The organism is Prosthecobacter sp., assembly GCF_044222345.1.
Taxonomy (GTDB): Bacteria; Verrucomicrobiota; Verrucomicrobiia; order Verrucomicrobiales; family Verrucomicrobiaceae; genus Prosthecobacter.
This window is the reverse complement of sequence record NZ_JBGANL010000006.1, coordinates 36,151-62,304: the sequence shown is the minus strand read 5'-3', so window position 1 is coordinate 62,304 and position 26,154 is coordinate 36,151. Positions and strand designations below refer to the sequence as shown.

Sequence of the window (26,154 nt, the reverse complement as noted above, 5' to 3'; positions counted from 1 at the left end):
CCGACTGCCAGACTCCTGCCCCCCATGCTTGATCCGTTTGTCACTCTCGAAGAAGCAGGTTTCGCGCTGCGGCGGAGTTGTGGCGTGGACCGGCTGGCCGGCTGGTCGCCGGAGTTGATCGCATGCCTGGATTGGGCGCGTCTTTCAGAACTGGCGCGTGCGATTGCGGCGCAGGCGGGTTGCGAATTGTCGGGTTCACGAATCATGCCGGACGGCGCGGTGCTGTTTGGCATGATCGAGGAACCCAGATCGGTGAAGGCGCGGCGGGCGATCGTGAAGACCGCCCCATGGAACGAATGGGGGGCGACACCAGATGCGGTGCAGCGTTTTGCGCAGGAGGTGGGCACCGCGCGCGATACCCGGGGCATCCTGATCGCACCTGGGGGGTTCAGCCCGGCGGCGCTGAGCACGGCGCAGGAACTGCGCATTGAGGCGGTGGACGCTGTGGCGCTGGATGCGGCCGTGCGGGCTATGCCTGCTGAAAAAAGTGATTTTCTCTTCGTCGTCACCACGGCGGACGACTTTAGCACCCCTTCCTGCCCGATTTGCATGAAAAAGCTGCAGCGCACTGAGCAGGAGTCGTTGGAACTGCCTTCACGGACGATCGACATGGACGGACTGATCGCAGACAGCATCGTTTGTGATCGCCTCGAAGTGGCTGCTGGCTGTGAAGTGACGTTTTTGCAGGAGGTGCGGGCGCGCTCGATCACCGTCGCGGGCCATGCTTCGGGGGATTTTGTGTGTGAAGGGCCGGTGACCTTGGAAAAAGGAGGGACTTTGTCAGGCACCGTGGCGGCACGTTCGCTCCAGGTGCGTGATGGCGGCGAGCTGCTGGGGCAGTTCCGCATTCTGGAAGGCAAGCTGGGCTCGTTTGTGAAGCCTGCAGTGCGCTGGTACTGGCGCTGTGTGGGCGCGGAGGGGCAGCGCCAGTGTGGCGGGGTGATTTTCGAGCCGCATCAGTGAGATGAGATGCGAGATCGTTCTTGGCACGCATGGCCCTGCTGTGGCATGTAACGGCCATGTCTCCCAACTCCTCCGGCCCCGGCGCTCTGCTTCGACTGGTGTTTTACGCCGCTGCCATTGTCATGGCGCTGCTGCATGTGTTTGTGACGTTCCGCGGCCTGAGCAGTACTGAAGGCATGAATCAGGCGCAGCTCGCACGTCAGATCGCACGGACGGGCTCGTATCAGACGCACGTGATCGAGCCGTACGCCTGGTCACAGATGGAGGCGGCGCAAAAGCAGCCGACGCCGATGGCGATGCCCGAGACCGTGCAGCCGCCGCTGCAGCCGCTGCTGTGGTCGGTGGCGTTTCGTTTCCTGAAGCGGTGGGAGGTTTATGATCCGGGCACGGGCGGTGCGATTTTCATGCTGGACCGAGTGATCGCGTGTTTTGGCGTGACGTGGTATCTGCTGACCATTTTTTTCACCCATGGCGCGGCAAGGCGCTTGTTTGACGAACAGGTCGCAGCCATCGCGGCCATTGCGCTGCTGGTGTGTGAGCCAGCATGGGAGCTGATGGTCAGCGGCGCGCCACGGGGGCTGCTGGTGCTGCTGTTTGCGCTGGCGTTTCGTCTGTATGCCGCAGCGGCTGGGCGTGCAGTGGAAAATCGTGGCATGTTTGTGCCGCTCACGCTGCTGGGAATCGTCTGCTCGCTGATGGTGCTCACGCATTGGATGGCCCTGTGGATTGTGCTGGGACTCATCATCGGCATGGTGGTATTTCTCCCCCGTGGGAAAGCCGGAGCCATTGTGGCAGCCTTGTTCCCGGTGATGACACTGGCCGCATGGGGGTGGTGGAACGTCCAGCTGTGCGATGATCCCCTCGGTGGCATCAAAGCCTTGTTCCAAGCGCAATCTTCTGCAGTGGCGCATGATTTGCTGCTGCGTGACTTTTCTCCCAGCGTGCCGCTGCTTCAGGTGGATGATCTGTTGCGGCGTCTCGGTCTTGGCTGGCAGGACCAGCTGGGGCTGCTCATGGCGCATCTGGGTTATGTCGTGCCAGCCGTGCTGTTTTTCCTTTCCCTGATGCACCGCTTTCGCAAGGCGGATGCGGCTTCCGCGCGCTGGACGCTGGCGGTTGTTTTCGCCTGCGTGACCATTGGCATGGGACTCCTTGGGCTGGCCGACAAAGAGAAGGATGACAATGCGCTCTACATCGTGCTCATGCCTGCCATGTGCACCTATGGTGCGGCCATGCTCGTAGTGCTCTGGTCCCGCTTTCACATGTCCGGCGACTTCATGGCACGCTGGGGTGCGCCGCTGGTGGCCTTGCTCATCACCGCGCTGCCACTAGCGGTGAATCTGCCGGTGCTGATGAAGTTTGGCCTGACCATGGGCGGTAAAATCCCGCCTCACTGGCCGCCCTTCCTGCCGGAACGTGTTTCCATTCTTCGTCAGCTCATGGAGAAGAATGAGTTCGTCATCTCTGATTCGCCCGCGTTCATCGCCTGGTATGGGGATGTGCCCTGCGTGGATCTTTGTACCCAGCGCGGCGACTATGAAGTCATGAAATCAAAAGCCGAGGCGCGCGGTGTAAAACTGGCTGGTTTTGTCATGACGCCTGTCTCGGCTAAAGTCGAGCGCATCACCGACATCTACACAGGGCCCTATGCTGAATGGCGTGACCTCATCGTCCGCGGCCCCATGCTCGCCTTCGACCGCGATTTTTCTCCCAGCCCTGAGTTTCCTTTCAAGAACCTCATCCCGCTCGTCGGGCAGACGGTGGGCGACAAGGAGCACCTTAGCCTGCCGATGGTGTTTTACACGGACAAGGCGAGGTCGGTGAAGAAGTGACCCTATGCAGGTAGGCACGTTTTGAAAAATCGCAGCGTGTCTGCGAGATGCTCATTCCAGTACTCCCAGGTGTGTCCGCCGGGAAACTCCTCATAGATATGCGGGATGCCTGCGGCTTCCAGATCGAGGTGCAGTGTGCGGTTGTGCTCGATCAAGACATCCTCGCTGCCGCAGTCAAAGCGCAGATGTGGCAGGCGTGAATTCAGCTTTGCGCAATCAATGACGGCGAGAGGCTCGGTGCCAGTCAGATTAAATTCTTCCAGTGATTCTTCCACGAAGTCCTGCATCTGCGGCGGCACGTCGGTGATGCTGCTGTGCGCACTGATGGCCGTAAACTTTTTCGGATTGAGCAGGCCGAGTCGCAGCGCGCCATAGCCGCCCATCGAAAGGCCGCTGATGAAGCGCGGTGCTTCTGCGCAGCGTGAATCGATTTCTGCGGCAGCCTCTGGCACTTCATTGACAATCCAACTGGCGTAATCGGCAGCAGTATGTCGCACATAGCCCGAGCCATCGCCCCACAGCCCGTCTGAAGGCATTGCGAGCATCATCGGTGGCAAGTTTTCTTCTTTGATCAGCCGGTCGAGAACCTGATGTGCCCCGCCTTTGTAGAGCCAAGCCCAATGGCTGCCGTAAACGCCGTGAAGCAGAATCACGAGTGGCAGTTTTTCGGTCTTGGCCTCAGGTGGCACATAGAAGCTGATGTCTGCACGACGGCTCAGTGCGGCTGACTTCACCGTGGCGTGATGAATGCCGTCCCCGATGTGGGCTGATTCAAAGGTGCGGAAGCTCATTTCACGCGAGGATGTCTTTGATCACCTTCGCACCTTCCACGCCGCTGAGGCGCGCATCCAGCCCCTGGAATTTGAAACTGAAGGCGTCGTGATGGATGCCGAGCTGATGCAGCATGGTGGCGTGCAGATCGTGGACGGTGGTGATTTTTTCGATGGCGGCATAGCCGAGATCGTCGGTAGCGCCATGCACGATACCGCCCTGAATGCCTGCACCTGCCAGCCACACGGACATGGCTTTGTTGTGATGGTCACGGCCGCTGCCGCCCTGCGACATCGGAGTGCGGCCAAACTCTCCTGCCCAGACGATGAGGGTTTCGTCCAGCATGCCGCGTTGTTTGAGATCGGTGATGAGCGCCATGCAGGCGCGGTCAATTTCCTGGGCCTTGAGCGCCACGCCTTCCTTCACACCTCCATGGTGGTCCCAGTCCTTGTGATAGAGCTGGATGAAGCGCGTGCCGCGCTCGGCGAGGCGGCGCGCAAGCAGGCAGTTGGATGCGAAAGAGCCATCGCCGGGCTGGCAGCCATAAAGCTCCAGTGTCTTCGCGCCTTCGGCGCTTACATCCATCAAATCGGGCACGCTGGCCTGCATCTGGAAAGCCATTTCATATTGCGCGATGCGTGTGGCGATTTCAGGATCGTCCACGAGGGCGTCGTGCTGTTTGTTGATCGCGTTGATCGCCGCCACGTCGCGGCTTTGCTGATCTCGTGTGATGCCGCTCGGATTGGTGAGATACAGTACGGGATCGCCCTGGGCGCGCAGTTGCACACCTTGGTATTTCGATGGCAAAAAGCCGCTGCTCCACTGCCGCGCAGCGATGGGCTGGTTCTGCCCGCCTTTGCCGAGCGATGTCAGAACGACGAAGCCAGGAAGATCTGAAGCCTCGGTGCCGAGGCCATAGGTGATCCATGAACCCATGCTGGGGCGGCCCGCGATCTGCGAGCCGGTGTTCATGAACATGTGCGCCGGATCGTGGTTGATCGCGTCCGTAGTCATTGAGCGGATCAGGCAGATGTCATCGATCACGCTGCCGATCTGGGGAAACAGGGAGCAGATCTCGGTCCGGCACTTGCCGAATTTGGCAAAGGGATGCTGCGGCCCGAAGCAATTCAGCGGCTTGCCTTGCAACTGCGCAAGCTGCTGGCCTTTGGTGAACGATTCGGGCATCGGCTTGCCGTTCATTTCGGCAAGCTTCGGTTTGGGATCAAACGTCTCCAGATGCGAGGGACCACCCGCCATGGTGAGCCAGATCACGCGCTTCGCCTTCTGCGGGAGAGGCAATGTGCCTAGCACGCCGCGCACCGGTGCGGCATGGGCAGGCTGCAGCAGCGATGCAAGAGCCACTGCTCCGAGTCCTTGGGAGGTTTTGCCGAGGAAAGCGCGACGTTGGAGCAGTGGTGATGAGTGCATGATTATTTGGAACTCGGTTTCTTGCCAAGATTTTTCAATTCTTCCTCTGTCCACATCGCCATGCGGTCTTTGTTTTGATCACGCAGGGTGGTGACGGCTTTGATTTCGACTGGGGAGCCATTGTGCTCCCATTCACGGCGGATGTAGGTCAGCACGCCGGCAATGTCCTCGTCGGTGAGCTGTGGCAGCGGGGGCATGGCGAGGTTGAAACTGCGCCCACCCACTTTCACCGGGCCGGCGAGTCCGTGGAGGACGATGCGGGTGAGAATCTCTGGCTTGCCGAGCACCCATTCGCTGTCCACCAGTGGTGGCGCGAGACCATCAAGCCCGAAGCCATGCGGCTGATGGCAGGCGGCGCAGAGGGTGGCGTAGACGGTTTTGCCTTTCTCAAACAAGGCGGTCTGCGCTTCGTTCAGAGGCACGATTTTGGGCGGAGGTGGAGCGCCAGGTTTGCCAGGCCACGCGAGGCGTGCTTCCACGTTTGCAAACAGTTTGGCTCCCGCCTTGTCGCTCATGGCTGACTTGAGGGATTTCAAGGATGCAGGTTCGGCGTCGAGCCAGAGCAGCTTGGCGGGTGTTTTGGATTTGGGGTCACCGCCATTGCTGGCGAGTCCTTTGATGATGGCCATTTGCATCGCGATACTCTGAGGCTGTGCGGCGGCGAGTTCGAGCATGTCTTCAAACGGTCCTGCCTTGCCAGCCTGAGCCAGGAGCGAGCCGAGGGCCTCCATCACGGGAATGATCTGTGCGCTGTTGTCTTTGGTGAACTGGCCGGCCATGAGCTTGGCAAAGGCCGCCTCCCTGCCGCGCATGCCGGTCAAAGCACCTTCGAGAATCAGAGGCTTCCTGCCATGGCTCGCGAGGAGCCTGGCCACGGCGGCATCGGCATCAGGCAGATTGAAGGAAGTAAGCTTGATGGCGAGATGGGCGAGGACGAGCGCGTCTTTTTCCGCAGTCAGTGCGATCAAATCCGGAGCGAGATCACGCGAAGCAATGCGCACGGCTGCGGCACGTACCTGGGCGTCTTTGTCGGCCAATGCGGCGCGCAGCAGATCGGGAGTGAGGGCGGCAAGACCGTCGAGCGTCCACAGCGCATGAAGACGAGCGAGTGCTGATTTGTTGATGAGCATTTCCTTCAGTGCAGGCACTGTGGTGGCATCGCCAGACTCGACGATGAGGCGCTGTGCTGTGTCACGCACCCAGCCATTGGCATGGCTGAGCAGGGCCACATCTTTGCTCACTTTCACCGGCTGCGGACGTGTCTTAGCGTCCGGTACGATGCGCCAGATGCGGCCCTGATTGAACGGCGTCTCCAGTTTGCGATCCTTAATGTTCGCTATGAGGTAGTGAGTCAGGAAGCTCTGGTGCTGGATGATGCCGCGATACATGTCCACGAGGTAAAGCGAGCCATCAGGGCCATTGGCGGCTTGTACGGGGCGGAAACGCTCGTCGGTGGAGGTGAGGAATTCGGTGGTCTTGGCCGTGTTGGTGGCTTTCACGATGCCGTCCGTTTCGCTCATCGTGAAGCGCTTCACCAGATTAGCACATGGCTCAGGCACGAAGGCGTTGCCACGATAGGCGGCGGGAAAAACATCACCGCGATAGATCAGTGCGCCACAGGTGCCAGTCGGTTTGGGCAGGGTGCCATCTGCGCGGAGTGACTTTGCCTCGTAACCCCGATTCACGCCGGGTGTGGGATGGGAAGGGTAGAGCGTCTGATCGGTTGCTACTTTGGCATTGATGCTCGTCGCGTTGCGCAGCAGTGGGTTGCGCGTGAAGGCCTCCGTGGGCAGGAGATCGGCGCGGAGCATGTCGGAGTTGTAGTTGAAGTAGAGCCGGCCGAAGTCGTCCTGGCACAGGCCCCACTGACCGCGGCCGAGACCGGTATCTTTCTGCCAGACGCCGATGCGAAGTTTGAAGCGGGTGGTATATCCCGCGCTCCAGATGGCATTGTCCATGGCCCAGATGGGGGTGTTGGCCATGTGCTCTGGCTGGCCGCCGAGGGTGCCGTAGTCGCTTGCAACGACATCTTTGACATCGGCTTTGCCATCGCCGTCGGTGTCTTTGCAGAAATACAGATTTGGAGGCACGGCGATCAAGGCTCCGCCATTCACGGCCAGCACGGCGCGTGGCATGACGAGGTTGTCGAGAAACGGCGTTGCTTTGTCCATGCGGCCATCGCCATCGGTGTCTTCGAGCAGTGAGACACGACCGGTGGGGTCTTTTTCGCCTCCTCCTTCAAGGTCATGCATGTAGCCGCGCATTTCGACGACGTAGAGCCGCCCCTGGTCATCAAAGCTCATCGCCACCGGCGATTCGATCATTGGTTCGCTGGCGACGAGTTCGATGTGGAAACCTTTTTCGACCTTGAAGGTCTTCAATTCCTCCTCCCACGACAGGGGGGCAGGGGGCGGCAGCTTGAACTTTAGCTCAACTTTTTCTGGCCCGGCGTTTTTTTGATGAACAGCCTGTGCAGAAGGCAGGAACGACGATGCCAGGATAAACAGCGACGAACGCAGGATGAATGAGGGAAACCTTTGGGGAGGCATTGAGGTGCGGTTTTTTGGTTTTGAGGGGGGGCGATCACCAAACCATATGCCGGGCGAAATCCTAATCGCTCGATGACTAAAGTTGGTATTTCTGACGTCGTGGTTTTCGCCTCATTTCTCCTTCTTCGGCTTCGGCTGCTCAGAGCCTTTGATGGTGAGCACTGGCACGGGCTCGTTCTTTCCTGCGAAGGCATTCCATGCCTGCTGAAACACGGAGGCATCGCGCACATCACCTTCGGCGACGAGCCATTGGTAATGCAGCTTGAAGGGAGCTTCCGCAGTGGCCTTGCCTTTTGGGAACATGCCAAAGCGGCCGTAGTCGCGATAGGCGGAGGTGGCGGTGTCCTTCGGGTTGTCGGGATGATTGAGAATCACGACGGTGAAGGTTTTGCCCTCTACGGTGAAGACCTCGGCTGCCCATGGCAGGTCTTTGGCTTTGTGCGCGTCAATGTTCTCGCCTGGGAAGATGTAGGTCGTCGTTTTGATATCCACCAGCTCGGAAGGACGGAATTGCGCGCCGGCGTGTTCGGGATCGCCACTCATTTCCGCTTCGCCTGATACGGTCTTGATGGCGCTGGTCATGTCGATGCCGAGATAAAAGGGTTTCGCGGGCGTGGTGAAGGTTAAGCGGCGCTCTTCGGTGAGAAACGGCTCTGACGTGTCGCCTTGCCAGTTGATGGAGGCCGTGAAGCTGGAATCGCCGGGCGTGATTTTCGTCACGACCTGATCACCACCTTTCATGTGCCAGCGGTCGTAGGATTTACCACCGTAGCTGATCTTGCTGAAGCCCAGGAAGATGCCACGGTGATGGGTGAAATTGAAGCCAGGACCTTTGGTGAGGCGGGTGGCTCCGCTGGCATCAAAGACGTGCAGGTAGGGCTTGTAGGTTTCGTGATGTTTCTCGGGCGTGCTCAGATCATTTGCCATCATGAGCCGGGCGACAACTTTGCCGCCATTTGAGACATCGACGCGATTTTTTTCCTCGACCGTGATGTCGAAGGCGGTCGCGTTGAGTGCAAGAGCGAGAAGGATGAGAGCGGTGGGTTTCATGCGAGGATCTGTTTGATGACCTTGGCTCCTTCGACGCCGGAGAGCCTGGCGTCGAGGCCTTGGAATTTGAAGCTGAAAGCGTCGTGCTGAATGCCGAGCTGATGGAGCATCGTGGCGTGGAGATCGTGCACGGTGGTGACGTTTTCCTGCGCGGCGTAGCCGAGGTCATCGGTGCTGCCGTAGGTGATGCCGCGCTGGACGCCTGCTCCCGCGAGCCACATGGACATGGCTTTGTTGTGATGATCGCGGCCGATGGGGCCTTTGTTTCCTTGCGCCATGGGTGTGCGGCCGAATTCGCCGCTGAAGACAATGAGCGTGTCATCAAACATGCCGCGCTGCTTGAGATCCTTGATCAATGCCGCGCAGGCCTGGTCCACTTCTTTGGCACGCAGCGGCAGCTCTTCCTTCAGCAGGCTGTGGTGGTCCCAGTCACGATGATAGAGCTGGATGAAGCGTGTGCCGCGCTCGGCGAGACGACGGGCGAGCAGGCAGTTCGAGGCGAATGATCCGTCACCTGGCTGGCAGCCGTAGAGCTCGAGTGTTTTGGCACCCTCGCCACGGATGTCCATCAGCTCGGGCACGCTGGCCTGCATTTGGAATGCCATTTCATATTGGGCAATGCGGGTGGCGATTTCGGGATCATCGCAGAGCGCGGCATGCTGTTTGTTGATCGCATTGATGGCGGCGAAATCGCGGCCCTGCCGCTCACGTGTGACGCCGTTCGGGCTGGTGAGGTAGAGCACGGGGTCGCCGAGCGAGCGCAGTTGCACCCCCTGATACTTGGAGGGCAGGAAACCGCTGTTCCACTGCCGGGCAGCGATGGGTTGCGGATTGCGGCCTTTGCCGGTGGACATCATCACGACGAAACCTGGAAGATCCTCCGCCTCGCTGCCGAGACCGTAGGTGACCCATGATCCCATGCTGGGGCGCCCGGCGATCTGTGAACCGGTGTTCATGAACATGTGCGCCGGGTCGTGATTGATGGCGTCCGTGGTCATCGAGCGCACGAGACAGATGTCATCCGCGACTCCACCGATGTGCGGCAGCAGTTCAGACAGTTCCGTCTGGCATTTTCCATACTTTTGAAAGCGGAACATCGGTCCTTTGCACACCAGCTTCTGCCCTTGAAGCTGTGCAAGCTGCTGCCCTTTGGTGAACGACTCCGGCATCGGCTTGCCGTCCATTTCAGCGAGCTTCGGCTTGTGGTCGAAGAGTTCCAACTGCGAAGGGCCACCGGCCATGGTGAGCCAGATGACGCGCCTGGCTTTTTGAGGAAAAGGCAAATGACCGAGCACGCCGCGAGATGCGGCCTGCAGGAGACCGGGCTGCAGGAGTGAAGCCAACGCCACGCTGCCGAGTCCTTGCGTGGTGCGACCGAGGAAGGCGCGGCGGGTTTGAGCGGAGATCGAGTGCATGGCTCAGCTCCTCGTAATGGTTTCGTGCAGGTTCAGCAGCACGCGGGCTACATGCGTCCATGCGGCGAGTTCGCTCGCGTTCAAACTGGGCGCGACAGGCGCGGCACCTGTTTTGAGCAGTGCTGCCGCAGCAGCGGGTTCCTTTTGGTAATCGGCGAGCTGTTGGGTGAACAAGGCGGAAAGCGTCTTGAGTTCTTCAGCGCTCGGTTTGCGCTGCAAGGCCTGCTGGACGGCCCAGGTGATACGCTGGCTGGCGTCGCCGCTGCATTCTGTCAGCATGCGTGCGGCAAAGACGCGGGCGGCTTCGACATAGGTCGGATCATTCAAAAGAACGAGGGCCTGCTGCGGGATATTGGAGCGGTTGCGCTCGGCCACGCATTCCTCACGACTCGGCGCGTCGAAGGCGAGCATGGACGGGTGTGTGAAGCTGCGCTGCCACCAAGTGTAGAGGCCGCGTCGATACAGGCCTTCGCCGCTGTCGTTCTGCCATTCGCGGGTAGGGAAGTTCAAATTTTCCCAGTATTTGGCGGGCTGGTAGGGCTTCACACTCGGGCCGCCGATTTTAGGAACGAGCAGGCCGGAGATGGTGAGCGCGTTGTCGCGCACGAGTTCGGCATCCAGGCGGAAGGGGCTCTGGCGGGCACATTCACGGTTGTAGGGATCGGCGGCGGTCAGCTGCTTGGTGGAGGTGGAGACTTGCTGATATGTCGCACTGCTCACGATGACACGAATCATGTGCTGCATGTCCCAGCCGCTGTCCATGAATTCACAGGCCAGCCAGTCGAGCAGCGCGGGATTCACCGGCGGTTCGCCCTGCGCGCCGAGATCATCGAGCACCTTGCTCAAGCCGGTGCCGAAGAACTGCTTCCACAGGCGGTTCATCACCGTGCGGGCGGTGAGCGGATTGTCCTTGGAAACGAGCCACTGGGCGAGGTCGAGGCGGGTGAGATCACGGCCTTCGATTTTCGGTTTGGGAAGATAGCCGGGAAGGGCGGCCTTCACGACTTCGCCACTTTCGTCCATCCAGTTGCCACGTGGCAGGATGCGAACGGTGCGCTTATTGGTGTCGCTGATGGAAACGATGCACTTGGGCGCTGCGTTTTCGAAATCGGCCTTTTCCTTTTCGACGGTGGCGATCTTGGCGCGAAGGTCGTTGAGTTCGGGGGCGATCTGCTTGTAGGCGGCGGTGAGTTTCTGCTTTTGCTCGGGGTTACGCTTTTCCGGCGCTGTTTTGAGGATGTTTGCGATCTCTGCGGCGGGCAGGGAAGTGCCGGGTGCGCGGATGGGCTTGGGTGCGCTGGTGCTGCTGAGGCGCAGATTGGCGATCTCATGATTTTCACCCCAGCCAAAGGTGAGCGTCAAGGTCACAGCGGCATTGGCTTCGGTGAGAGGCGTGGCGAGTTCGAGGTAGAGCGACTGATCAGCACCGGTGGCGCCCAGAACGCCCCAACCATTTTCTTTCTTGTTCGCGATGCCGTCAATTACTGCGGCGGCGGGGAAGGTTTTTTGCTCAAAGGTGGCGCTGGCAAAAGCGATGGGAAGCTTGCTCTTTCCACCTGTGGTGAGAGTGACCTCACTGAGAACGAAGTTGCCATTCGAGGCGAGGCCGATGCCCGGCAGCTTTTCTTTGAGCGCCTCAATGCGGATGCCGGTGGTGCCCGGCGGCAGTTTGGTGTTCAGCGTGTAGGTTTCCGTCCCGTCGTTCTGCTTCCGCTCGTTGCGTTTGGCGTCGATGGTGGCGCGTACCACGCCTTCTTTGTCGGCCTTGAGTGCGACGTTTTTCTTGGCGGATGCGGCAGTGATTTGCTTCAATGGCCGCCACATGCCGCTGGTTGTCACGGCTTCCAGCGCCTGCTTTTCCCATGCGACCTGAGCCGGGGCGAGATCGGGTCGAGGTTTGGCAAATTCAGCCTGCAAGGCGGCAAGACGCTGCGCGATGTCTGCCTGTCGCTTCTGTGCCTGCGCATCGAGCACCAGCATGCCGGGTTCACGGCGGCCGAGAATCGGCTCCTTGATGTCGGCAAAGAATGCGCCCAGCGAATAGAAGTCGCGCTGAGTCCAGGGATCGAACTTGTGATCGTGGCACTGGCAGCAGCCGGTGGTCTGACCGATCCAGGCATTGCCGACGGCGCGGACGCGATCAGTGAGCATGCGCTGCTCATAGTCCTTGGCCTGCGCTCCACCTTCCTCGGTGGAAAGAAGCAGCCGGTTGAAGGCGGAGCCGACGCGTGTTTCCTGATTGGCGTCGGGCAAAAGGTCGCCGGCAATTTGTTCGAGAGTGAAGCGGTCGAAGTGTTTGTTGCTGTTGAAGGACTGGATGACGTAGTCGCGGTAAGGCCACACGTTGTGCGGATTGTCGCTGTGGTAGCCGATGGTGTCGGCAAAGCGCACCACATCGAGCCAGCCGATGGCCATGCGCTCGCCGTAGTGCGGGTTTTGGAGCAGACTCTCGACGAGCTTTGCATAAGCAGCGGGAGAGGCGTCCTTCTCAAAGGCGGCCACTTCTTCCGGCTTGGGAGGCAGGCCGATCAGGTCCAGGTAAAGCCTGCGGATCAATGTTCGCGCATCGGCCAGAGGGGAAGGCTTGAGGCCGATCTGCGCGAGACGCTGCTGCACCAGCACATCCACCCCATTCTTGCCCGCCGGGATCGCGGCTTTCACCGGCTTCTCATAGGACCAGTGCTGCTGATAGACCGCGCCCTGATCGATCCATTTTTTCAAAATCTCCTTCTGCCGCTGCGTCAGCTTCTTGTGCGAATCCGGCGGTGGCATGAGGTCGTCCTCGTCAGTGGTGAGGATGCGCGAGACAAGTTCGCTCTTTGCGGCTTTGCCTGGTATGAAGGCCTCCGCCTTCACGGCCTCATCCCGAATGTCGAGCCTCAGGTCAGCCTCCCGATGCTTGGGGTCGTTGCCATGGCAGTAGAAGCAGTTGTCCGACAGGATCGGCTGCACATCGCGATTGAACTCGATCTTGGCCGGAACCGGCGGCTCGGCGGCGTGGAGCCCGAGCGTGGCAAGCAGAAGAAAGCAGGTAGGTTTGGTCATAAACGAGGGTGGATCTAATGAACGGAGCCAAAGCATGGCATATTCCCACTTCGGGCATGTGAAATCCGGTGACGAAGGCCAAGTTTCAGACGGCTGCCGACACCACATCTGAAACCGGATGCAAAATCGTCTGGGCTGAAACGCGCGAGGGCAGGGAAGTGAGGATGACACAGGTTGTATCCGTTGCGGGATCGGCCCAGGCGAGCGTGCCTGTCGAACCGCTGTGGCCAAAGCTTTGTTCCGAGCACCCTTGGCCGAATCCTGCGGAGCCGACCATGAAGCCGATGCCGCGACTGGCTTCGAGTCCCGGCGTGTGGTTTCGCAGCATCAGGCGAACAGTCTCTGCTCGCAAAATTTTGCCAGTCGGAGGCATGAACGAATCAAGAAAACGCGCCACATCCCCAGCGGAACCATGCGCGCCACCCCACGGCGCGGCAAGATTGCGCCAGTATGGGCTGTTCCAGTCCCAGGTGGCGGCCTTCGGATCGCCTGCGCCAGATTCGGGCGCGGCATGCTCGGTCTGGCAGCGGACGGTTTCCTCTAGTTTGAAGTGGCCAAGCCCCAATGCGCTGCGCGTCATGCCCAACGGCGTGAAAGCCTCCTTCGCCAGAAAATCCGGCAACGGCGTCTTGGTGATCCGCTCCACAACCTCCGCCGCAAGCAGGATGCCCATGCTTTGATAGTGATACTTCGTTCCCGGCGCAAAGAGCAGCGGCGTGCGGATGGTACCCTGGACGAAGTCGGTCAGCGGCGCATGCTTGGAACGCAGCGCGGCATTGTTCTCCAACTGATCCGGCAAACCAGACGTATGCGTGAGCAGTTGCTCCAGGGTGATCTGCTTGCGCGCGCCTTCCGAAAACTCGGGGATGTATTTCACCACAGGATCGCTGAGCCGCAGTTCGCCACGATCTGCCAGAACCATCACACCGGTGGCTGTCATCGTCTTTGTGATCGAGGCGAGCAGGAAAATAGCGTCTGCATTCCCTGCTTTGCCAAAGGCTTGCTGAAAGGTGTCCTTGCCTTTCCTCACATGCAGCACGGCGGACTCGAGCATGCCTGCATCGACCTGCTGCTGAAGGATATGGGTGGCGGTTTGCATGCGGTCAGAGGGGGCGCTGTGGCTTTTCGTCGCCGCGAGGCTGGCGAGCAGGGTCATCATGGAGCGGCGGTGCATTGCAGGTGGGATTTGATTCAGTCTCGCTTGAGTTCGTTCATCACCGCGAGAGTCATCGCCTTGATGCCGAAGGTGATCGAGGGTGCCGGTTCGGGGCGATAAAACGGCGAATGCAGACTGGGCAGGATGGTTCCGCTTGCTTTCGCCTGCTCTATTTTTTCGGGTGCGACGGTGCCTAGCCAGGCGAGGAAGACGGGGATCTTCTCGGGCGTCATTGTGTAGCGGGAGAAATCCTCACCAGCCATCGTGGGCTTGTGTTCGACGATGCTGTTCTTGCCAAAGGCATCCGCCCAGACCTGGGTGACGCGTGTGGTGAGTGCAGGATCATTGTTCACGGTAGGAGTACCGGGGCCCACCAGCGAGATTTCCGGGAGCAGATTTTCCGGCAGTCCGGCGGCGATGCCAAGACCTCGGCAGATGCGCTTGATCGCATCCAGCACCTGTTCGCGTGCCTCGGGGCTTGTGGTGCGCACGGTGAGGCCGAGTTCGACCTTGTCGGGGATGATGTTGTGCTTGGTGCCGCCGTTGAACTTGCCCACCGTGACCACGACCGGCTCCACCGGATGCAATTCTCGGCTGTCGATCGTTTGCAAAGCCAGCACGATCTGCGAGGCGAGCACGATGGGGTCTTTGGTCATGTTCGGCATCGCACCGTGACCGCCGATGCCTTTCACAACAATGTCCACGGTGTCGGTGCTCGCCGTGGCCGGACCGCTGGTGAACCCAACGGTGCCGGTGGCGAGACTTGAATCGCAATGCAGTGCCAGGCAGACATCGGGCTTGGGAAAGCGTTGAAACAGGCCGTCTTTGATCATCGCCAGCGCACCCATGCCGCGCTCTTCCGCAGGTTGTGCGATGAAGACGAGCGTGCCTTTCCATTGATCTTTCGAAGCTGCGAGCGCCCGCGCCGCGCCGATCCAGCATGTCATGTGCATGTCGTGTCCGCAGGCGTGCATGACGGAGACCTCGTTGCCCGCGTCATCCTTGGTAGTTGTTTTGCTGGCATAAGGCACGGAGCCGATCTCGCGCACGGGCAGTCCGTCCAGATCCGTGCGCACCAGCACTGTTCGCCCGGGCCCGTTTTTCAACACGGCCACCACGCCAAATCCCCCGACCTTTTCAGTCACCTCAAAGCCCGTCTTTCGTATTTCCTCCGCCATGCGGGCGCTGGTTTTCTCCTCATGAAATGAAAGCTCGGGATGTGCATGCAGGTGCTCGTAGAGCTGGATCAACGAGGGCCGTTGTTCCATGATGAAGGTGTCGAGGCTGTCCGCCGCGTGCAGGCTGGCGGTGAGGAGGGTGACGAATACGAGCGGATTCATGGGGGAGGGCGGTGGTGTCGAAATTCAGTGCTCCAGTTCCTTGATGAAGATGTGGCGGAATTCCACCGCGTCCTTGTGGTTCTGCAGGGTGATCGGGCCTTCGGCCGGGATGTCCTTCACACGCGCACCCTGGATCACATCTTTGCCATTGAGTGATACATCGACACGATCCCCGCGCAGTGTGATGATGAAGCGGTTCCATTCGCCCGGCCCTTTGTCGGCGCGGACACTGGGCATGGTCTTCATCCGCTCTCCCCTGGTCGCCGTCGTATCCTTGAACTTCGTGCCCACCTCGCCGCTGCCGCAGGGCTGGCACCAGATGTTTACCTGTGCCGCTCGCACGCCACGCAGATACACGCCGCTGTCACCCCAGGTCAGGTTGTCCTTCATGATGACCTTGCCGGCAGCATCGGTGTGAAACTGGCCATCGTCGGTGAGCCACTGATGCGGCTTTACATGGGGTTTGCCGGTGAGCCGCCAGTCGATCATCAGGCTGAAGTCTTTGAACTTCCGCGTAGTGGAGAGGTTGTAGTCTTTGCCGCGAACGCGTGGCGGTTCGTCGGTGCGCAGGCGGATGGTGCCGTCCACAATCTCCCAGACGCCATCGAGATGCGGGTCATGCTGCCAGTTTGCCCATGTCTGCCCATTGAAGAGCGCGGTGAAACCTTCTGGGACCGGCTCGTTTTGCGCGGCATGGCTGCTGAAGCACCCGACCACACCGCCCAGCGCACCGCAGGCCGCAGTCTTGATGAAATCACGTCGGGTGGCCTGCGAATAAATGAGTGTGTCCATGGGCATTCTAAAAGGTTCAGAACCTAAATCGCACGCAGAACGCCTTTCCTTGAAAAAAGGTGTGCAGTGATCAAGCCGGCTTCACCGAAAAATCGCTGTCATCCAGCGAGCGCAGCACAAGCTCACGCGCAACGCAGAAGTCATCCATCTCGATGCAGCTCACGATGCCATCGGCGATGTGCTCGGGTTTGAGAAAAAGCTGCTTCGGTGCCTGACGCTGCGAGGCGTCGTCCCAGAAGGCGGTGTCCACACCGCCGGGCAGGATGGCGGTGACGCGGATACGATGCGCGGCGGCCTCCTCGGCCAGACCTTGGGTAAAGCCGCGCACGCCCCACTTCGCGGCGCAGTAAACCGTCTCACTCGGAATGCCGCGCAGGCTGGCGGTGGAGATGACATTGATGATGTGGCCGCGCTTGTGCGGGATCATGGCTTTTAAGGCGGCCTGGGAGCCGAGAATGGTGCCTTTGAGATTTACCGCGAGCATGAGGTCGATCTCCTCTTCAGTGTAGTCTGGAATCCAGCGATGGCGCGCCAGACCGGCGTTGTTCACCCAGACGTCGATGGGACCGAGTTGTTCGGTGATTTGATCGACGGCTGACTGCACCATAGCGGCGCTCGAGACATCGCAGCGGATCGAGAGGGCATGCGGATGATCGATCGCGACGTTTTCGAGATCGAGCAGCGCCACACGCGCACCGCGCGCGAGCAGGGCTTGAGCTGTGGCGAGACCGATGCCTTTGGCACCGCCGGTGACGACGCAGACTTGGTTGGTGAGGTTCATGGTGCTTTGTTCTTGGTTCCTTGCTGTTCCAAGGGTTGGGTCATGGCCTGGATGGCGGTTTCCTTGCCGTAGGCGGTGAGTACATCGCCTGGCAGGATCATATCGTCCCGGGCAGGAATGCCGGAATGGGTGAGGCCATCGCGTTTGATGGCGAGGATTACGACGCCTCGATCCCAGGGACGTGACTCACGAAGAGTGCGGCCCGCGAGGTAGGTTCCCGGCGGCACCTCAATCTCGGAAACGACATAGCCGTGCTGGATGCGCAGCAGCAGTTCGTAATCCAGCGCATGCACCATGCCGGTGCGCTCAAGCGTGTGCTGGATGAGATGATCGAGCACCTTTTGAAACCAGGTGAGGCGGCTGATGAAAAGCATCAGCATGAGCCCTCCAATGAGCCAGCCGAGCATGAGCATGGTGTCGCCGCCGGAACTGCTTTGCAGCAGGGTGACAATCAAGGTGGCAAGTGCGGAGGTGAGACCGACATTCCCGGCAAGAATGAGATCGCGGATGATGCGGCGGCGCACTGGATGATTCACGACGAGTTCCGCTTCTTTGGTGGTGAATCCGACACCGAAAAACGCGGAGTATGCCTGAAAGCTGGCCGTGTCCCAGCTGATGCCGGTCATCATCAGCGCCGTCGAACCCACTCGTACCACCAGCAGTGAGACGAGGGCTATGACGAGCAGTGCGATGACGGGAGCGACCACGAACTTGAGTTTAAAGTTTCAGGTTTAAAGTTCCAGGTTCAGAGGTGCTTCTCGCTGATGGATTTGTCGTGGTCGTAGATCTGTTCCTTGGTCTGTTTGCCCTTCATGTCCCAGTAGCGGTTGAGGCCGTGACGCTGGCCGTGGTCAAAGTTGGTTTCGGCGGACTGCTGGCCGTTTTCCCACCATTCCTTCATCACGCCGTGCATCTTGCCGTTAATGTAGGGGTATTCGCCGGCGGTCTTGCCGTTGGAATGTTTGTTGCGGATGAGGCCGGTGTAGGGCTTGCCCTTGTAGTTCGCCTCTTTGCCATCGTTGAGCATTTCGACTTCTTTGTCACCGAAGCCGACTTCGGCTGGCTGTCTTTCTCCACAGGAGGTCAGGCAGAGCGCGCAGAGCAGGAAGGTGAGGAGCTGTTTCATACGCGCAGGTTGAAGATGAAGCGCGGGTTTTCAACTCGCAGCTCTGCTCACTTTGCGGCCAGCGCCTTTTTCCACTCCGCCGGCACTCCGGGCAGTGTCTCTGCGAGGATGCGGCGGATATGGCCGCGTTCGGTGGTGGTGAGGTAGTCGAAGTGGCCGGAGGTGTCCTTGCCATCAAGGATGTTCCAAAGGCGGGTCAGGATGGTTTGCTTCAGCGGGGCGGTGAGGTGCTGGAAGGTGAGGGAATAGACCATGTAGCTGCAGCGATACTTGAAGAGGCGGTGCAGGAGCTGAAAATCCTTCAGGCTGCGGCCGTCGCTGCTCTGCGGGGCGCGTTTGGTGAAGGCGGTCTGGAAGGCGGGATCTCCTTCGATGCCGCCTTCGGGCAGTGCGGCTTCGTCTTTGAAGAGCAGGGCTTCGACGACGTCCTCGGCGGCATGGTCAATGATTCGGCGTGCCGTGCCGGTGGGTTCGCTCATGATGGCTTCGCCCAGTTCGCGTTGAAGACTCGTCTGCATGTGCATGGCACGCAGGGCGGCGTGGTTCGCCTTGGTGAGGATGTTTTGCACGCTGGTCTGATGCTCCAGCACCATGAGGGCGACGATGTCGCTCTGCTTGCGCTTGTAGGGGGTGACGTCGAAGAATTTGGCGAGGTCGGTGATATTGGCGCCGGCTTTGAAGTCGATGTCGATGGTCTGATCGTTTTTCTCGGTGGCTGTGACATTGCCGCGATGCAGGACGCTGCCGTGCCTGCCGGTGACGTACCAGCCGCCCCAACGGTCGGTGAACGGTGTCGTCGTATCTACGACAGTGCTGCCCTGGCTCATGATGGGATGGCCTTCAGGGCCGGGATAGACGGAGCGCACAATGACGCCCGGCACCTCTGGCGTGAAGGGACCACCGTGGCAGCTCAGGCAGCTGTTGTCGCGCTGAAAGTGCAAAGGTTTGGCGGGCACTTCATAAGGATCGAGCAGGTAAAAAATGGGGCCGAGCTTCGGATCAATGGTGGCAACCTCGATCGAGCCACCGAGACAGTAACCGACGTAGGCGTTGTCACCGAAATAAACCACGCGTGGTGTCTGCGGGCTGATGCGGTCGTTCTGCTTGCTGGTCTTGGAGAAGACCATGACCTGCGACTCCTGCGGGATGTCGAACTGCTTCATCACATCGCGCAAAACGGTCCAGGCATCGGTGCGGTCGATTTTGACTTTGCCAGCGGCCATCAGGCTTTCGAGCTGCTGAGCAGCGTCGTTGGGCGTGGTGTCAGAATAGCGGATGGGGGCGTTTTCATATTCATCCTCGGCGTGGATCGTGAGGATTGATGAAGCCAGAATGGCCAGGCTCAGCCGCAAGAAGGATGAGCGCTGCGTTGGAGACTTGGAGGCAGGGGTGGTCATGGCGGCTGATTGAAGATTTGTCACTGCTGCGGCAGCAGTCTTGCTTTAATGTCTTTGCCTGCGGGGCCAGTGACGAGGTCGCGCAGCGTGTAGCGGTCGAGCGTTTCGTAAAAGGCGTTCACAGCCTGAGCGAGAGCTCCCTTGAGACGGCAGGAGCCATTGATTGCACAGGTGTTGTGCTGTTTGTCGAAACACTCGACGATGAAAGGTGTGTCCTCCGTGCGGCGAACGACCATGCCGATGCGGATGTCCTCCGGCGGCATGCCCAGAACGATGCCACCGCCTCTGCCACGGCGGGTTTCGAGGTAGCCGAGCTTCGCAAGGAAGTTCACGACCTTCACCAGATGGTGCCGCGAGATGTCATAAGCTTCAGCGGCTTCGCTGAGGGAAAAGGTTTCCCCCTTGAGCGCGGCAAACATGAGCACGCGCAGGGAGTAATCTGAGAAAAGGCTGAGTCGCATGCCTCGATTTACGAGCACACGGGGTTAAACTTGCATATGGCATGCATGTTTAAACAAACTGCGACAAGAGATGCGCAATAGTGGACAAAATTGGCCTGACACGATCACAAAAAAAAGCCCGGAGGTTGAGCCTCCGGGCTTTGAGATCCGATCTGAGAAAAATTACTTCTTCTTTGCGGGAGTGTGGCTGGCGCAGCATGCAGCGGTGCTTTTCTTGGCGGCAGGAGTGCAGCAGGAGGAGCAGTTTTCTTTCTTCTTGGCGAAGACGCAATGGCCATTGGCGCAGCTGCTCAGCAGGAGGCCGGAGGAGACGAGGGCAAGAGTGAGAAGTGATTTCATAGTGTGTGGTGTGTATGTCTTGTGGCTGTCAAAGGCCAGATGACCTCTGAGCAGCATTAAGAGCGGGAATAAAACGAGTTATTTCATGCAATCTCAAGAATAATTGAAAATTCGCAGAGATCTTGGCCTGTTCACAGGCATGAAAAAGCCCGGAAGGGACTCTTCCGGGCTTCAAAAGGCGAATGAATCACCTCACTGGAAATCAGCCTTCCTTGAGGGATTCCACTTTCTTGTGGGAGCTGACGGCGGTCACTTTCTTGCCGACGAGCTTGTCAGCCCCGGTGACGGCAGCGGTCAGGGTGAGCGTGACGTCTTTGCCGCCAGCGTCGATCACGATGGACTTGGAGTCAGCGTTAACGGACTTGAGCTTGCCGCTGGTGGTTTCGGTTTTGCCGCAGCCTGCGAATGCAGACACAGAGAGACCGAGGACGGCGAGGGTGGTGAGGATGGATTTCATGTTGAGTTTGAGTGTGGTTAGCTTTCCGTCAGGAAGTGACCGAGCGGATTTGCACCTATTCAAAACGAAAGCTGCCTCCCCTGACAATCAAAAAATGTGGGGTTTTTGAAAAAAGCTCGTCACAAGGCCCCGGCTTGTGCCACGCTGGTGGGATGAAGAACTTGGCAATCAGCCTCTGCGCTCTCTCTTTTATGGCGTTTATAGCCCCTTGCCTGGCGCATCCGCTGCCAGATGTGGCGGTCAGGGCGCATTTTGAGCAAAACGGGGACTGGATGATCCAAGTGGAAATAGATCCGCGCAGTTTCCAGCCTGATCCCAATGTGGCCCCCTACCTTACCAATGCCGATCTGGCGGTCACCCCGGCGGAACAGCAGGAAAAACTCAAGGCTCAGGCCCGTGAGTATGTGAAAAAGGTGGTCGAGGTCGTTCTCGATCCCGTGGTGGAGATAAAGCCTGATCTTGCCTGGGAGTTTACCGCCGCAGAAAATGCGCCGCTGAAACTGCCAGAAGACCCCGTCATGCTCACCGGCACCTGGCGCACCAAGCTTCCTGCTGGCAGCACGGGCTACTCGATCAAGGCCCTGCCGACGGGAACACTGAGCGTGCTCTACCATAACACCGCCCTGGGCAAGAAAGTGGAGCGCTACCAAATCCTCTTTCCCGGTGAAACGAGCTACGTGCTGGATTTGAAAACCTTCACGCCGCGCACCCAGGCACCGCCGCCCATCACGGCGGATTCCGTGCAGGCTGCGGCTGCGCTGGATGGCGCGGACCCGATGTGCGCGCTGTGCGGCACTGGATCACAAGGTGGGTACTTTCTGCCCGTGGTGATTTCCGTGGCAGGCCTTGTCGGGCTCGTCGCCTGGCTGCGAAAGAAGCGAACTGCCTGATCCTTGCGGGCAACTTCCGTTTGCGCCGCCATCGTGTCCGCGTAAATGCCGCGCGTGAAACAGGCATTTGTATTGGGAGCAGGCATTGGTGAGAGGCTGAAACCGTTGACGGAGCAGCTTCCGAAGCCGCTGGTGCCGGTGTTTCACCGGCCGCTGATCACCTATGCGTTTGATCACCTGATGGCGGCGGGCGTGTCGCGTCTGGTGGTGAATACGCACCATATCCCGGAGGCTTATGCGGAGGCCTTTCCTGATCAAAGTTACAAGGGCACGCCGATCCAGTTCCGCAATGAAAGCCCGGTGCGGCTCGAAACCGCCGGCGGCATTGCCAATGTGCGGGATCTGCTCGGAAACGAGCCCTTCCTTGTTTACAATGGCGATATCCTGACTGACCTGCCGCTGAAGCCCCTGATTAATGAACATCAAACCAAGGGCAATCTCGTCACTCTGGTGCTGCGCAGCCATGGGCCTTCGTTGCACATCGCTTTTGATTCCCAGCGCGGTCTGGTCACCGACATCCGCAACAAACTGGGCACCGGTGACGAGGGAAAATACCTCTTCACCGGTATTTACGCCTGCGATCCGGCCATTCATGATTGGATCACTCCCGGCAAGGTCGAGTCCGTCATCCCCATCTTCCTCAACATGATCCGCTCCGGGGCGAAACTCGGTGCCGTCGTGATTGATGAGGGAAGCTGGTGGGATCTGGGCAGCCGAACGGCCTATTTATCGGCGCATTCAGCTTTGAACGGCATGTATGGTCCTGCGATCGACCCAGCGGCGCAAATCGAAGCCGGGGCCGTGCTGCGCGGCATCAATGTCATCGGTGCTGGAGCCGTGATTGAAGCCGGTGCGCAATTGGAAGACAGCATCGTCTGGCCTGGCGGGCGGGTGAAAGCGGGTGCTGATCTGAAGCGCTGCATCGTCCGCAGCGGCATTATAGCGGCAGGGAGCGCTGAGGATGTCGATTTTTAGGCGATTATTGCTTTGCGTTGGACATTCAGCGTCCGCATTCGTCATTCTATTTTTCCCGTCATGCTCCCCGAACACGAGGCTTTGCTCATTTTCACCCGCGAACAGTTCCCTGAACTGAGCGCCACGCCATGTGAAGTGGAGGTAATACTCAAGGGGGCCTCTGACCGCCACTTCTACCGACTCAAATGGCAGGCTGAGCGGGAGCCTATGATCCTCATGGTTTACACCCTGGCGCGTCGTGATAATCCGAAATTCGTCCCCGCCACCTATCGGCTGAAGAAAATCGGTGCGCATGTACCGCAAGTGTATGCCTTCGATGAGCAGCGCCTCTGTGTCTGGCTGGAAGATCTGGGCCGCATCGATCTGCAATCCTTCAACGACCACCCCTGGGAACGGCGTTTGCCCTTGTATCAGGCGACCTTGCGTGAGGCAGCCAAGTTTCATGGCGTGGGCGAAAAGACCCTCGCAGCCGTGGACATCAACGAACTCGAGCCCGGCTTTGACGAAGCGCTCTACGAATGGGAGCAGGGCTACTTCCTTGAGCACTTTGTGCGAGGCTATCTGGGGCGCGAATACGCCAATGCCGAGTATAACGCCGCCCATGAGACGCTCCGGCAGCTCCGCCGCCGCCTGGCCGGCCTGCCGCGTTGCCTGGTGCATCGGGATTTCCAAAGCCAGAATGTGCTTATCCGCGGAGAGGAGGCATGGCTCGTGGATTACCAGGGCTTGCGCCTCGGCCGCGCCGAATACGATCTCGCCTCGTTGCTCTACGACCCCTACGTGACCCTCACGAAGTCGGAGCGCGCCTGCCTGCTGAGCTACTATGCCGGGCATCGCGGCCTGGCGCTCCAGGACGTGAGCGAAGTTTTTTACCTCTGCGCCGCCCAGCGGCTCATGCAGGCGCTCGGGGCGTATGCCAATCTCAGCCGCAACCTGGGCAAGCCGCATTACGAGCAGCACATTCCGGCTGCGGTTGCAAATCTGGCCGAAGTCTGCTCCGAAAGCCCGGGGCTGCATGAACTGCGCACTTTTTTTGCAGGTGGGCTGTGAACTACCGGTCAGATTTTCACCCCGGCCATGGATCGAAGGCTTTGAAACGGGTCAAAGCTGGCGCTCTTTCTGGCCGGGCTGGATGACGCAACGGGCCACGAAACTCGAAATTAACGGGGCAGGACGGAAAGCCAAATGCGAAATCGCATTGCTCTCACCTGCTGGATAGGCTCTAAATGGCACACCCCCCAAACCTGCCGCATGTCCGAAACCGCCGCCGCCACGCCGACCACCGCGCCCAGCAAGCGTCGCGTTTTCGCATCCCGTTTGTTCAGCACCCTGCTGCTGTGGTCCCTCCTTACGCTCGCTTTTTTGCAGTGGCAGAACACCTGGCTGATCATTGCCATCACGGGTTTCTTTGGTGTGGCGGGCGCTATCGAGTATTTTCGGCTTCTGCGGAATGACCCGCATGCACGCTCCTTCAATGCACTTGGCTTCGTGATCTGCATCACCTACTGGGTGGCGGTGCTCTGGTACACCACCACCCAGCACAAAGCGCCGCCCATGGAGTTTGATCTCGCGGCGCTCACCGCCAGCGTCCACGGGTCCTTCATCCTTTGCTACCGCCATCAGCTCGAAGGTGCATCCACCCTGCAGCGCATCTTCAACACTGTCTTTGGCACCGTTTACACTGTCATCTTTTTCGGTTTCATGATCCGCCTCCTGTACTTCCATAGCGATGGCAAAGGGATCACGGACATCTTCCTGGTGCTCTTTCTTATCGCTGTCACGAAGTTCAGTGACATGGGGGCTTACGTTGTCGGTGTCCTGTTTGGAAAGCACAAGATGATCCCGCACATTAGCCCGGCCAAGTCCTGGGAGGGCTTTGTGGGAGCTTTCATCGGTTCGTTTGTCGCCGCCGCGGTTGTGCTTTGGGCAGCCCCCCCTGATAAGCTTGCTCCTCTCACCTGGATGCATGGAATGATCCTCGCCCCGCTGCTCTGCGCCACGGCCGTCACGGGGGATCTGGCTGAATCCGTGCTCAAACGCTGCGTGGCCATCAAGGACAGCGGTCACGCGCTCCCCGGCATAGGCGGCATCCTGGATCTGACGGACAGCCTGCTCTTCACCGCGCCGGTGTTTTATTTTTACTTGTCCGCCATCGCACGATAAGCCAAAGCAAGCATTCGTGATGCGCAAAGTTCTCCTCCTCGGCTCCACCGGATCCATCGGCACCAGTGCCCTCAAAGTCGCGCGCGACATTCCTGAGCGCATGCAGATCGTCGGTCTGGCCGCGAACTGCAGTGTCGAGGCGCTTGTGGAACAGGTCCGCGAGACCGGCGTGAAGCAGGTGGCGCTGACCGATGCTGCTGCGGCGGCGAAAGCTCGTGCGCTGCTGCCTGCGGATGTCGTGGTGCACACAGGCACTCAGGGACTGGTCGATCTCGTGAACGAATCCGATGCCGACATGGTGCTCGTCGCCATCGTCGGTACTGCCGGCCTTGCCCCGGCGCTCGCCGCCATTGAGCGTGGCATGCATCTGGCGGTGGCCAGCAAGGAAATCCTCGTCATGGCCGGAGAAGCCGTCACCGAGGCCGCCAAGCGCAAAGGCGTGAACATCCTGCCCGTGGACAGTGAGCACAACGCCATCTTCCAGTGCCTCGAAGGCCACCGGCATAGCAGCGTCCAGCGCATCCTGCTCACCGCCAGCGGCGGCCCCTTCCGCACCCTGCCAGCGGATCAGCTTCCCGCCGTCACCGTCGCCCAGGCCCTGAAGCATCCCACCTGGACCATGGGGCGCAAGATCACGATCGACAGCGCCACCCTCTTCAACAAGGGCCTGGAAATGATCGAGGCCAAATGGCTCTTCGACGTGCCCATGGACAAGATCGAGGTCGTTGTTCACCCGCAAAGCATTGTGCACAGCATGGTCGAATTTGCCGACAACAGCGTCATCGCCCAGCTCAGCCACAGCGACATGTGCTTTCCGATCCAATACGCGGTCACCTGGCCTGACCGCGTGGCGAACAATCTCAAACCCCTCGATTTTGCCAAAGTCGGCGCGTTGCATTTCGAAGCGCCGCGTGTGGATGATTTCCCAGCGATCAACCTCGCCCGCGAGGCGGGGACTGTCGGCGGCACACTGCCTGCCGTCCTCAATGCCGCCAACGAGGTCGCCGTCGAAGCGTTTCTAAACGGTAAGATTTCATTCCCCGGCATCTGGCAGACGGTGGAGCGCGTCATGACGGCGCATCAGACGGTTGAGCATCCGGATCTTGAGGCGCTCATCGAGGCGGACGCGTGGGCGCGGCGCAAAGCGGCCGAATTGATCTGAGCAGGGGACGCTCGCAGGTTTCGAAAATCTCCTCAAAAATATCCTCGCCCCTGCGGGCGGCG

The 26,154-nt window shown here is 59.6% G+C and carries 23 protein-coding genes; 7 read left to right on the top strand and 16 right to left on the bottom strand.

The window, feature by feature from the left end; all coding sequences use genetic code 11:
* Positions 1-24 precede the first annotated feature (24 nt).
* Positions 25-963, top strand: coding sequence for a polymer-forming cytoskeletal protein (locus ACILSL_RS05480; RefSeq protein WP_395730998.1), 939 nt, complete (start codon positions 25-27; stop codon positions 961-963).
* A gap of 56 nt (positions 964-1,019) precedes the next feature.
* On the top strand, positions 1,020-2,795 hold the full coding sequence (locus tag ACILSL_RS05475; protein ID WP_395730997.1) for a hypothetical protein: 1,776 nt from the start codon (positions 1,020-1,022) through the stop codon (positions 2,793-2,795).
* A gap of 2 nt (positions 2,796-2,797) precedes the next feature.
* Here ACILSL_RS05475 and ACILSL_RS05470 read toward each other — a convergent pair whose 3' ends face one another.
* The 16 genes from ACILSL_RS05470 to ACILSL_RS05395 all read right to left on the bottom strand — a co-directional run bounded on the left by ACILSL_RS05470 (position 2,798) and on the right by ACILSL_RS05395 (position 20,902).
* Complete coding sequence (locus ACILSL_RS05470) at positions 2,798-3,586, bottom strand: alpha/beta hydrolase (RefSeq protein WP_395730996.1); 789 nt, start codon at positions 3,584-3,586, stop codon at positions 2,798-2,800.
* Position 3,587: 1 nt separating this feature from the next.
* Entirely contained in the window at positions 3,588-4,994 is a 1,407-nt protein-coding gene (locus tag ACILSL_RS05465) for a DUF1501 domain-containing protein (protein ID WP_395730995.1), read from the bottom strand.
* A gap of 2 nt (positions 4,995-4,996) precedes the next feature.
* Positions 4,997-7,375, bottom strand: a complete 2,379-nt coding sequence (locus ACILSL_RS05460) for a c-type cytochrome (protein ID WP_395730994.1) — start codon at positions 7,373-7,375, stop codon at positions 4,997-4,999.
* Positions 7,376-7,654: 279 nt separating this feature from the next.
* Positions 7,655-8,593: a DUF6807 family protein gene (locus tag ACILSL_RS05455; RefSeq protein WP_395730993.1), complete on the bottom strand. Its 939-nt coding sequence runs from the start codon at positions 8,591-8,593 to the stop codon at positions 7,655-7,657.
* Positions 8,590-10,008 carry a DUF1501 domain-containing protein gene (locus tag ACILSL_RS05450; protein WP_395730992.1) on the bottom strand — a complete coding sequence of 473 codons (1,419 nt, stop codon included), beginning with the start codon at positions 10,006-10,008 and terminating at the stop codon, positions 8,590-8,592. Before ACILSL_RS05450 ends, ACILSL_RS05455 begins: the two co-directional genes overlap by 4 nt.
* Positions 10,009-10,011: 3 nt before the next feature.
* A complete protein-coding gene (locus ACILSL_RS05445; protein ID WP_395730991.1) occupies positions 10,012-13,053 on the bottom strand; it encodes a PSD1 and planctomycete cytochrome C domain-containing protein in 3,042 nt (1,013 codons plus the stop codon).
* Between the two features lie 85 nt (positions 13,054-13,138).
* Positions 13,139-14,212, bottom strand: coding sequence for a serine hydrolase domain-containing protein (locus tag ACILSL_RS05440; RefSeq protein WP_395730990.1), 1,074 nt, complete (start codon positions 14,210-14,212; stop codon positions 13,139-13,141).
* A gap of 32 nt (positions 14,213-14,244) precedes the next feature.
* Positions 14,245-15,549 (bottom strand): M20 family metallopeptidase, encoded by a 1,305-nt coding sequence (locus ACILSL_RS05435; RefSeq protein WP_395730989.1) that lies wholly within the window; start codon positions 15,547-15,549, stop codon positions 14,245-14,247.
* A 24-nt stretch (positions 15,550-15,573) separates the two neighbouring features.
* The gene (locus ACILSL_RS05430; RefSeq protein ID WP_395730988.1) at positions 15,574-16,341 is read right to left on the bottom strand and encodes a DUF1080 domain-containing protein; all 768 of its coding nucleotides are present in this window, start codon (positions 16,339-16,341) and stop codon (positions 15,574-15,576) included.
* A gap of 70 nt (positions 16,342-16,411) precedes the next feature.
* Positions 16,412-17,122 carry an SDR family oxidoreductase gene (locus tag ACILSL_RS05425; RefSeq protein WP_395730987.1) on the bottom strand — a complete coding sequence of 237 codons (711 nt, stop codon included), beginning with the start codon at positions 17,120-17,122 and terminating at the stop codon, positions 16,412-16,414.
* A complete protein-coding gene (locus ACILSL_RS05420) occupies positions 17,119-17,829 on the bottom strand; it encodes a TrkA C-terminal domain-containing protein (protein WP_395730986.1) in 711 nt (236 codons plus the stop codon). The genes ACILSL_RS05425 and ACILSL_RS05420 overlap by 4 nt, the downstream gene beginning before the upstream one ends.
* A 38-nt stretch (positions 17,830-17,867) precedes the next feature.
* Positions 17,868-18,248, bottom strand: coding sequence for a toxin-antitoxin system YwqK family antitoxin (locus ACILSL_RS05415; protein ID WP_395730985.1), 381 nt, complete (start codon positions 18,246-18,248; stop codon positions 17,868-17,870).
* A gap of 47 nt (positions 18,249-18,295) precedes the next feature.
* Positions 18,296-19,645: a hypothetical protein gene (locus ACILSL_RS05410; protein WP_395730984.1), complete on the bottom strand. Its 1,350-nt coding sequence runs from the start codon at positions 19,643-19,645 to the stop codon at positions 18,296-18,298.
* A 20-nt stretch (positions 19,646-19,665) separates the two neighbouring features.
* Positions 19,666-20,106 carry an Rrf2 family transcriptional regulator gene (locus ACILSL_RS05405; protein WP_395730983.1) on the bottom strand — a complete coding sequence of 147 codons (441 nt, stop codon included), beginning with the start codon at positions 20,104-20,106 and terminating at the stop codon, positions 19,666-19,668.
* 162 nt (positions 20,107-20,268) lie between these two features.
* Positions 20,269-20,445, bottom strand: a complete 177-nt coding sequence (locus ACILSL_RS05400; RefSeq protein WP_395730982.1) for a hypothetical protein — start codon at positions 20,443-20,445, stop codon at positions 20,269-20,271.
* A gap of 202 nt (positions 20,446-20,647) precedes the next feature.
* Entirely contained in the window at positions 20,648-20,902 is a 255-nt protein-coding gene (locus tag ACILSL_RS05395; protein ID WP_395730981.1) for a hypothetical protein, read from the bottom strand.
* Between the two features lie 191 nt (positions 20,903-21,093).
* Between ACILSL_RS05395 and ACILSL_RS05390 the strand changes: the two genes are divergently transcribed.
* The 5 genes from ACILSL_RS05390 to ACILSL_RS05370 all read left to right on the top strand — a co-directional run bounded on the left by ACILSL_RS05390 (position 21,094) and on the right by ACILSL_RS05370 (position 26,092).
* Positions 21,094-21,792, top strand: a complete 699-nt coding sequence (locus ACILSL_RS05390) for a hypothetical protein (RefSeq protein ID WP_395730980.1) — start codon at positions 21,094-21,096, stop codon at positions 21,790-21,792.
* Positions 21,793-21,846: 54 nt separating this feature from the next.
* Entirely contained in the window at positions 21,847-22,767 is a 921-nt protein-coding gene (locus ACILSL_RS05385) for a sugar phosphate nucleotidyltransferase (RefSeq protein WP_395730979.1), read from the top strand.
* Positions 22,768-22,827: 60 nt separating this feature from the next.
* Entirely contained in the window at positions 22,828-23,817 is a 990-nt protein-coding gene (locus tag ACILSL_RS05380) for an aminoglycoside phosphotransferase family protein (protein WP_395730978.1), read from the top strand.
* 201 nt (positions 23,818-24,018) lie between these two features.
* Positions 24,019-24,930 carry a phosphatidate cytidylyltransferase gene (locus tag ACILSL_RS05375; protein ID WP_395730977.1) on the top strand — a complete coding sequence of 304 codons (912 nt, stop codon included), beginning with the start codon at positions 24,019-24,021 and terminating at the stop codon, positions 24,928-24,930.
* 19 nt (positions 24,931-24,949) lie between these two features.
* Positions 24,950-26,092 (top strand): 1-deoxy-D-xylulose-5-phosphate reductoisomerase, encoded by a 1,143-nt coding sequence (locus tag ACILSL_RS05370; RefSeq protein WP_395730976.1) that lies wholly within the window; start codon positions 24,950-24,952, stop codon positions 26,090-26,092.
* Positions 26,093-26,154 lie beyond the last annotated feature (62 nt).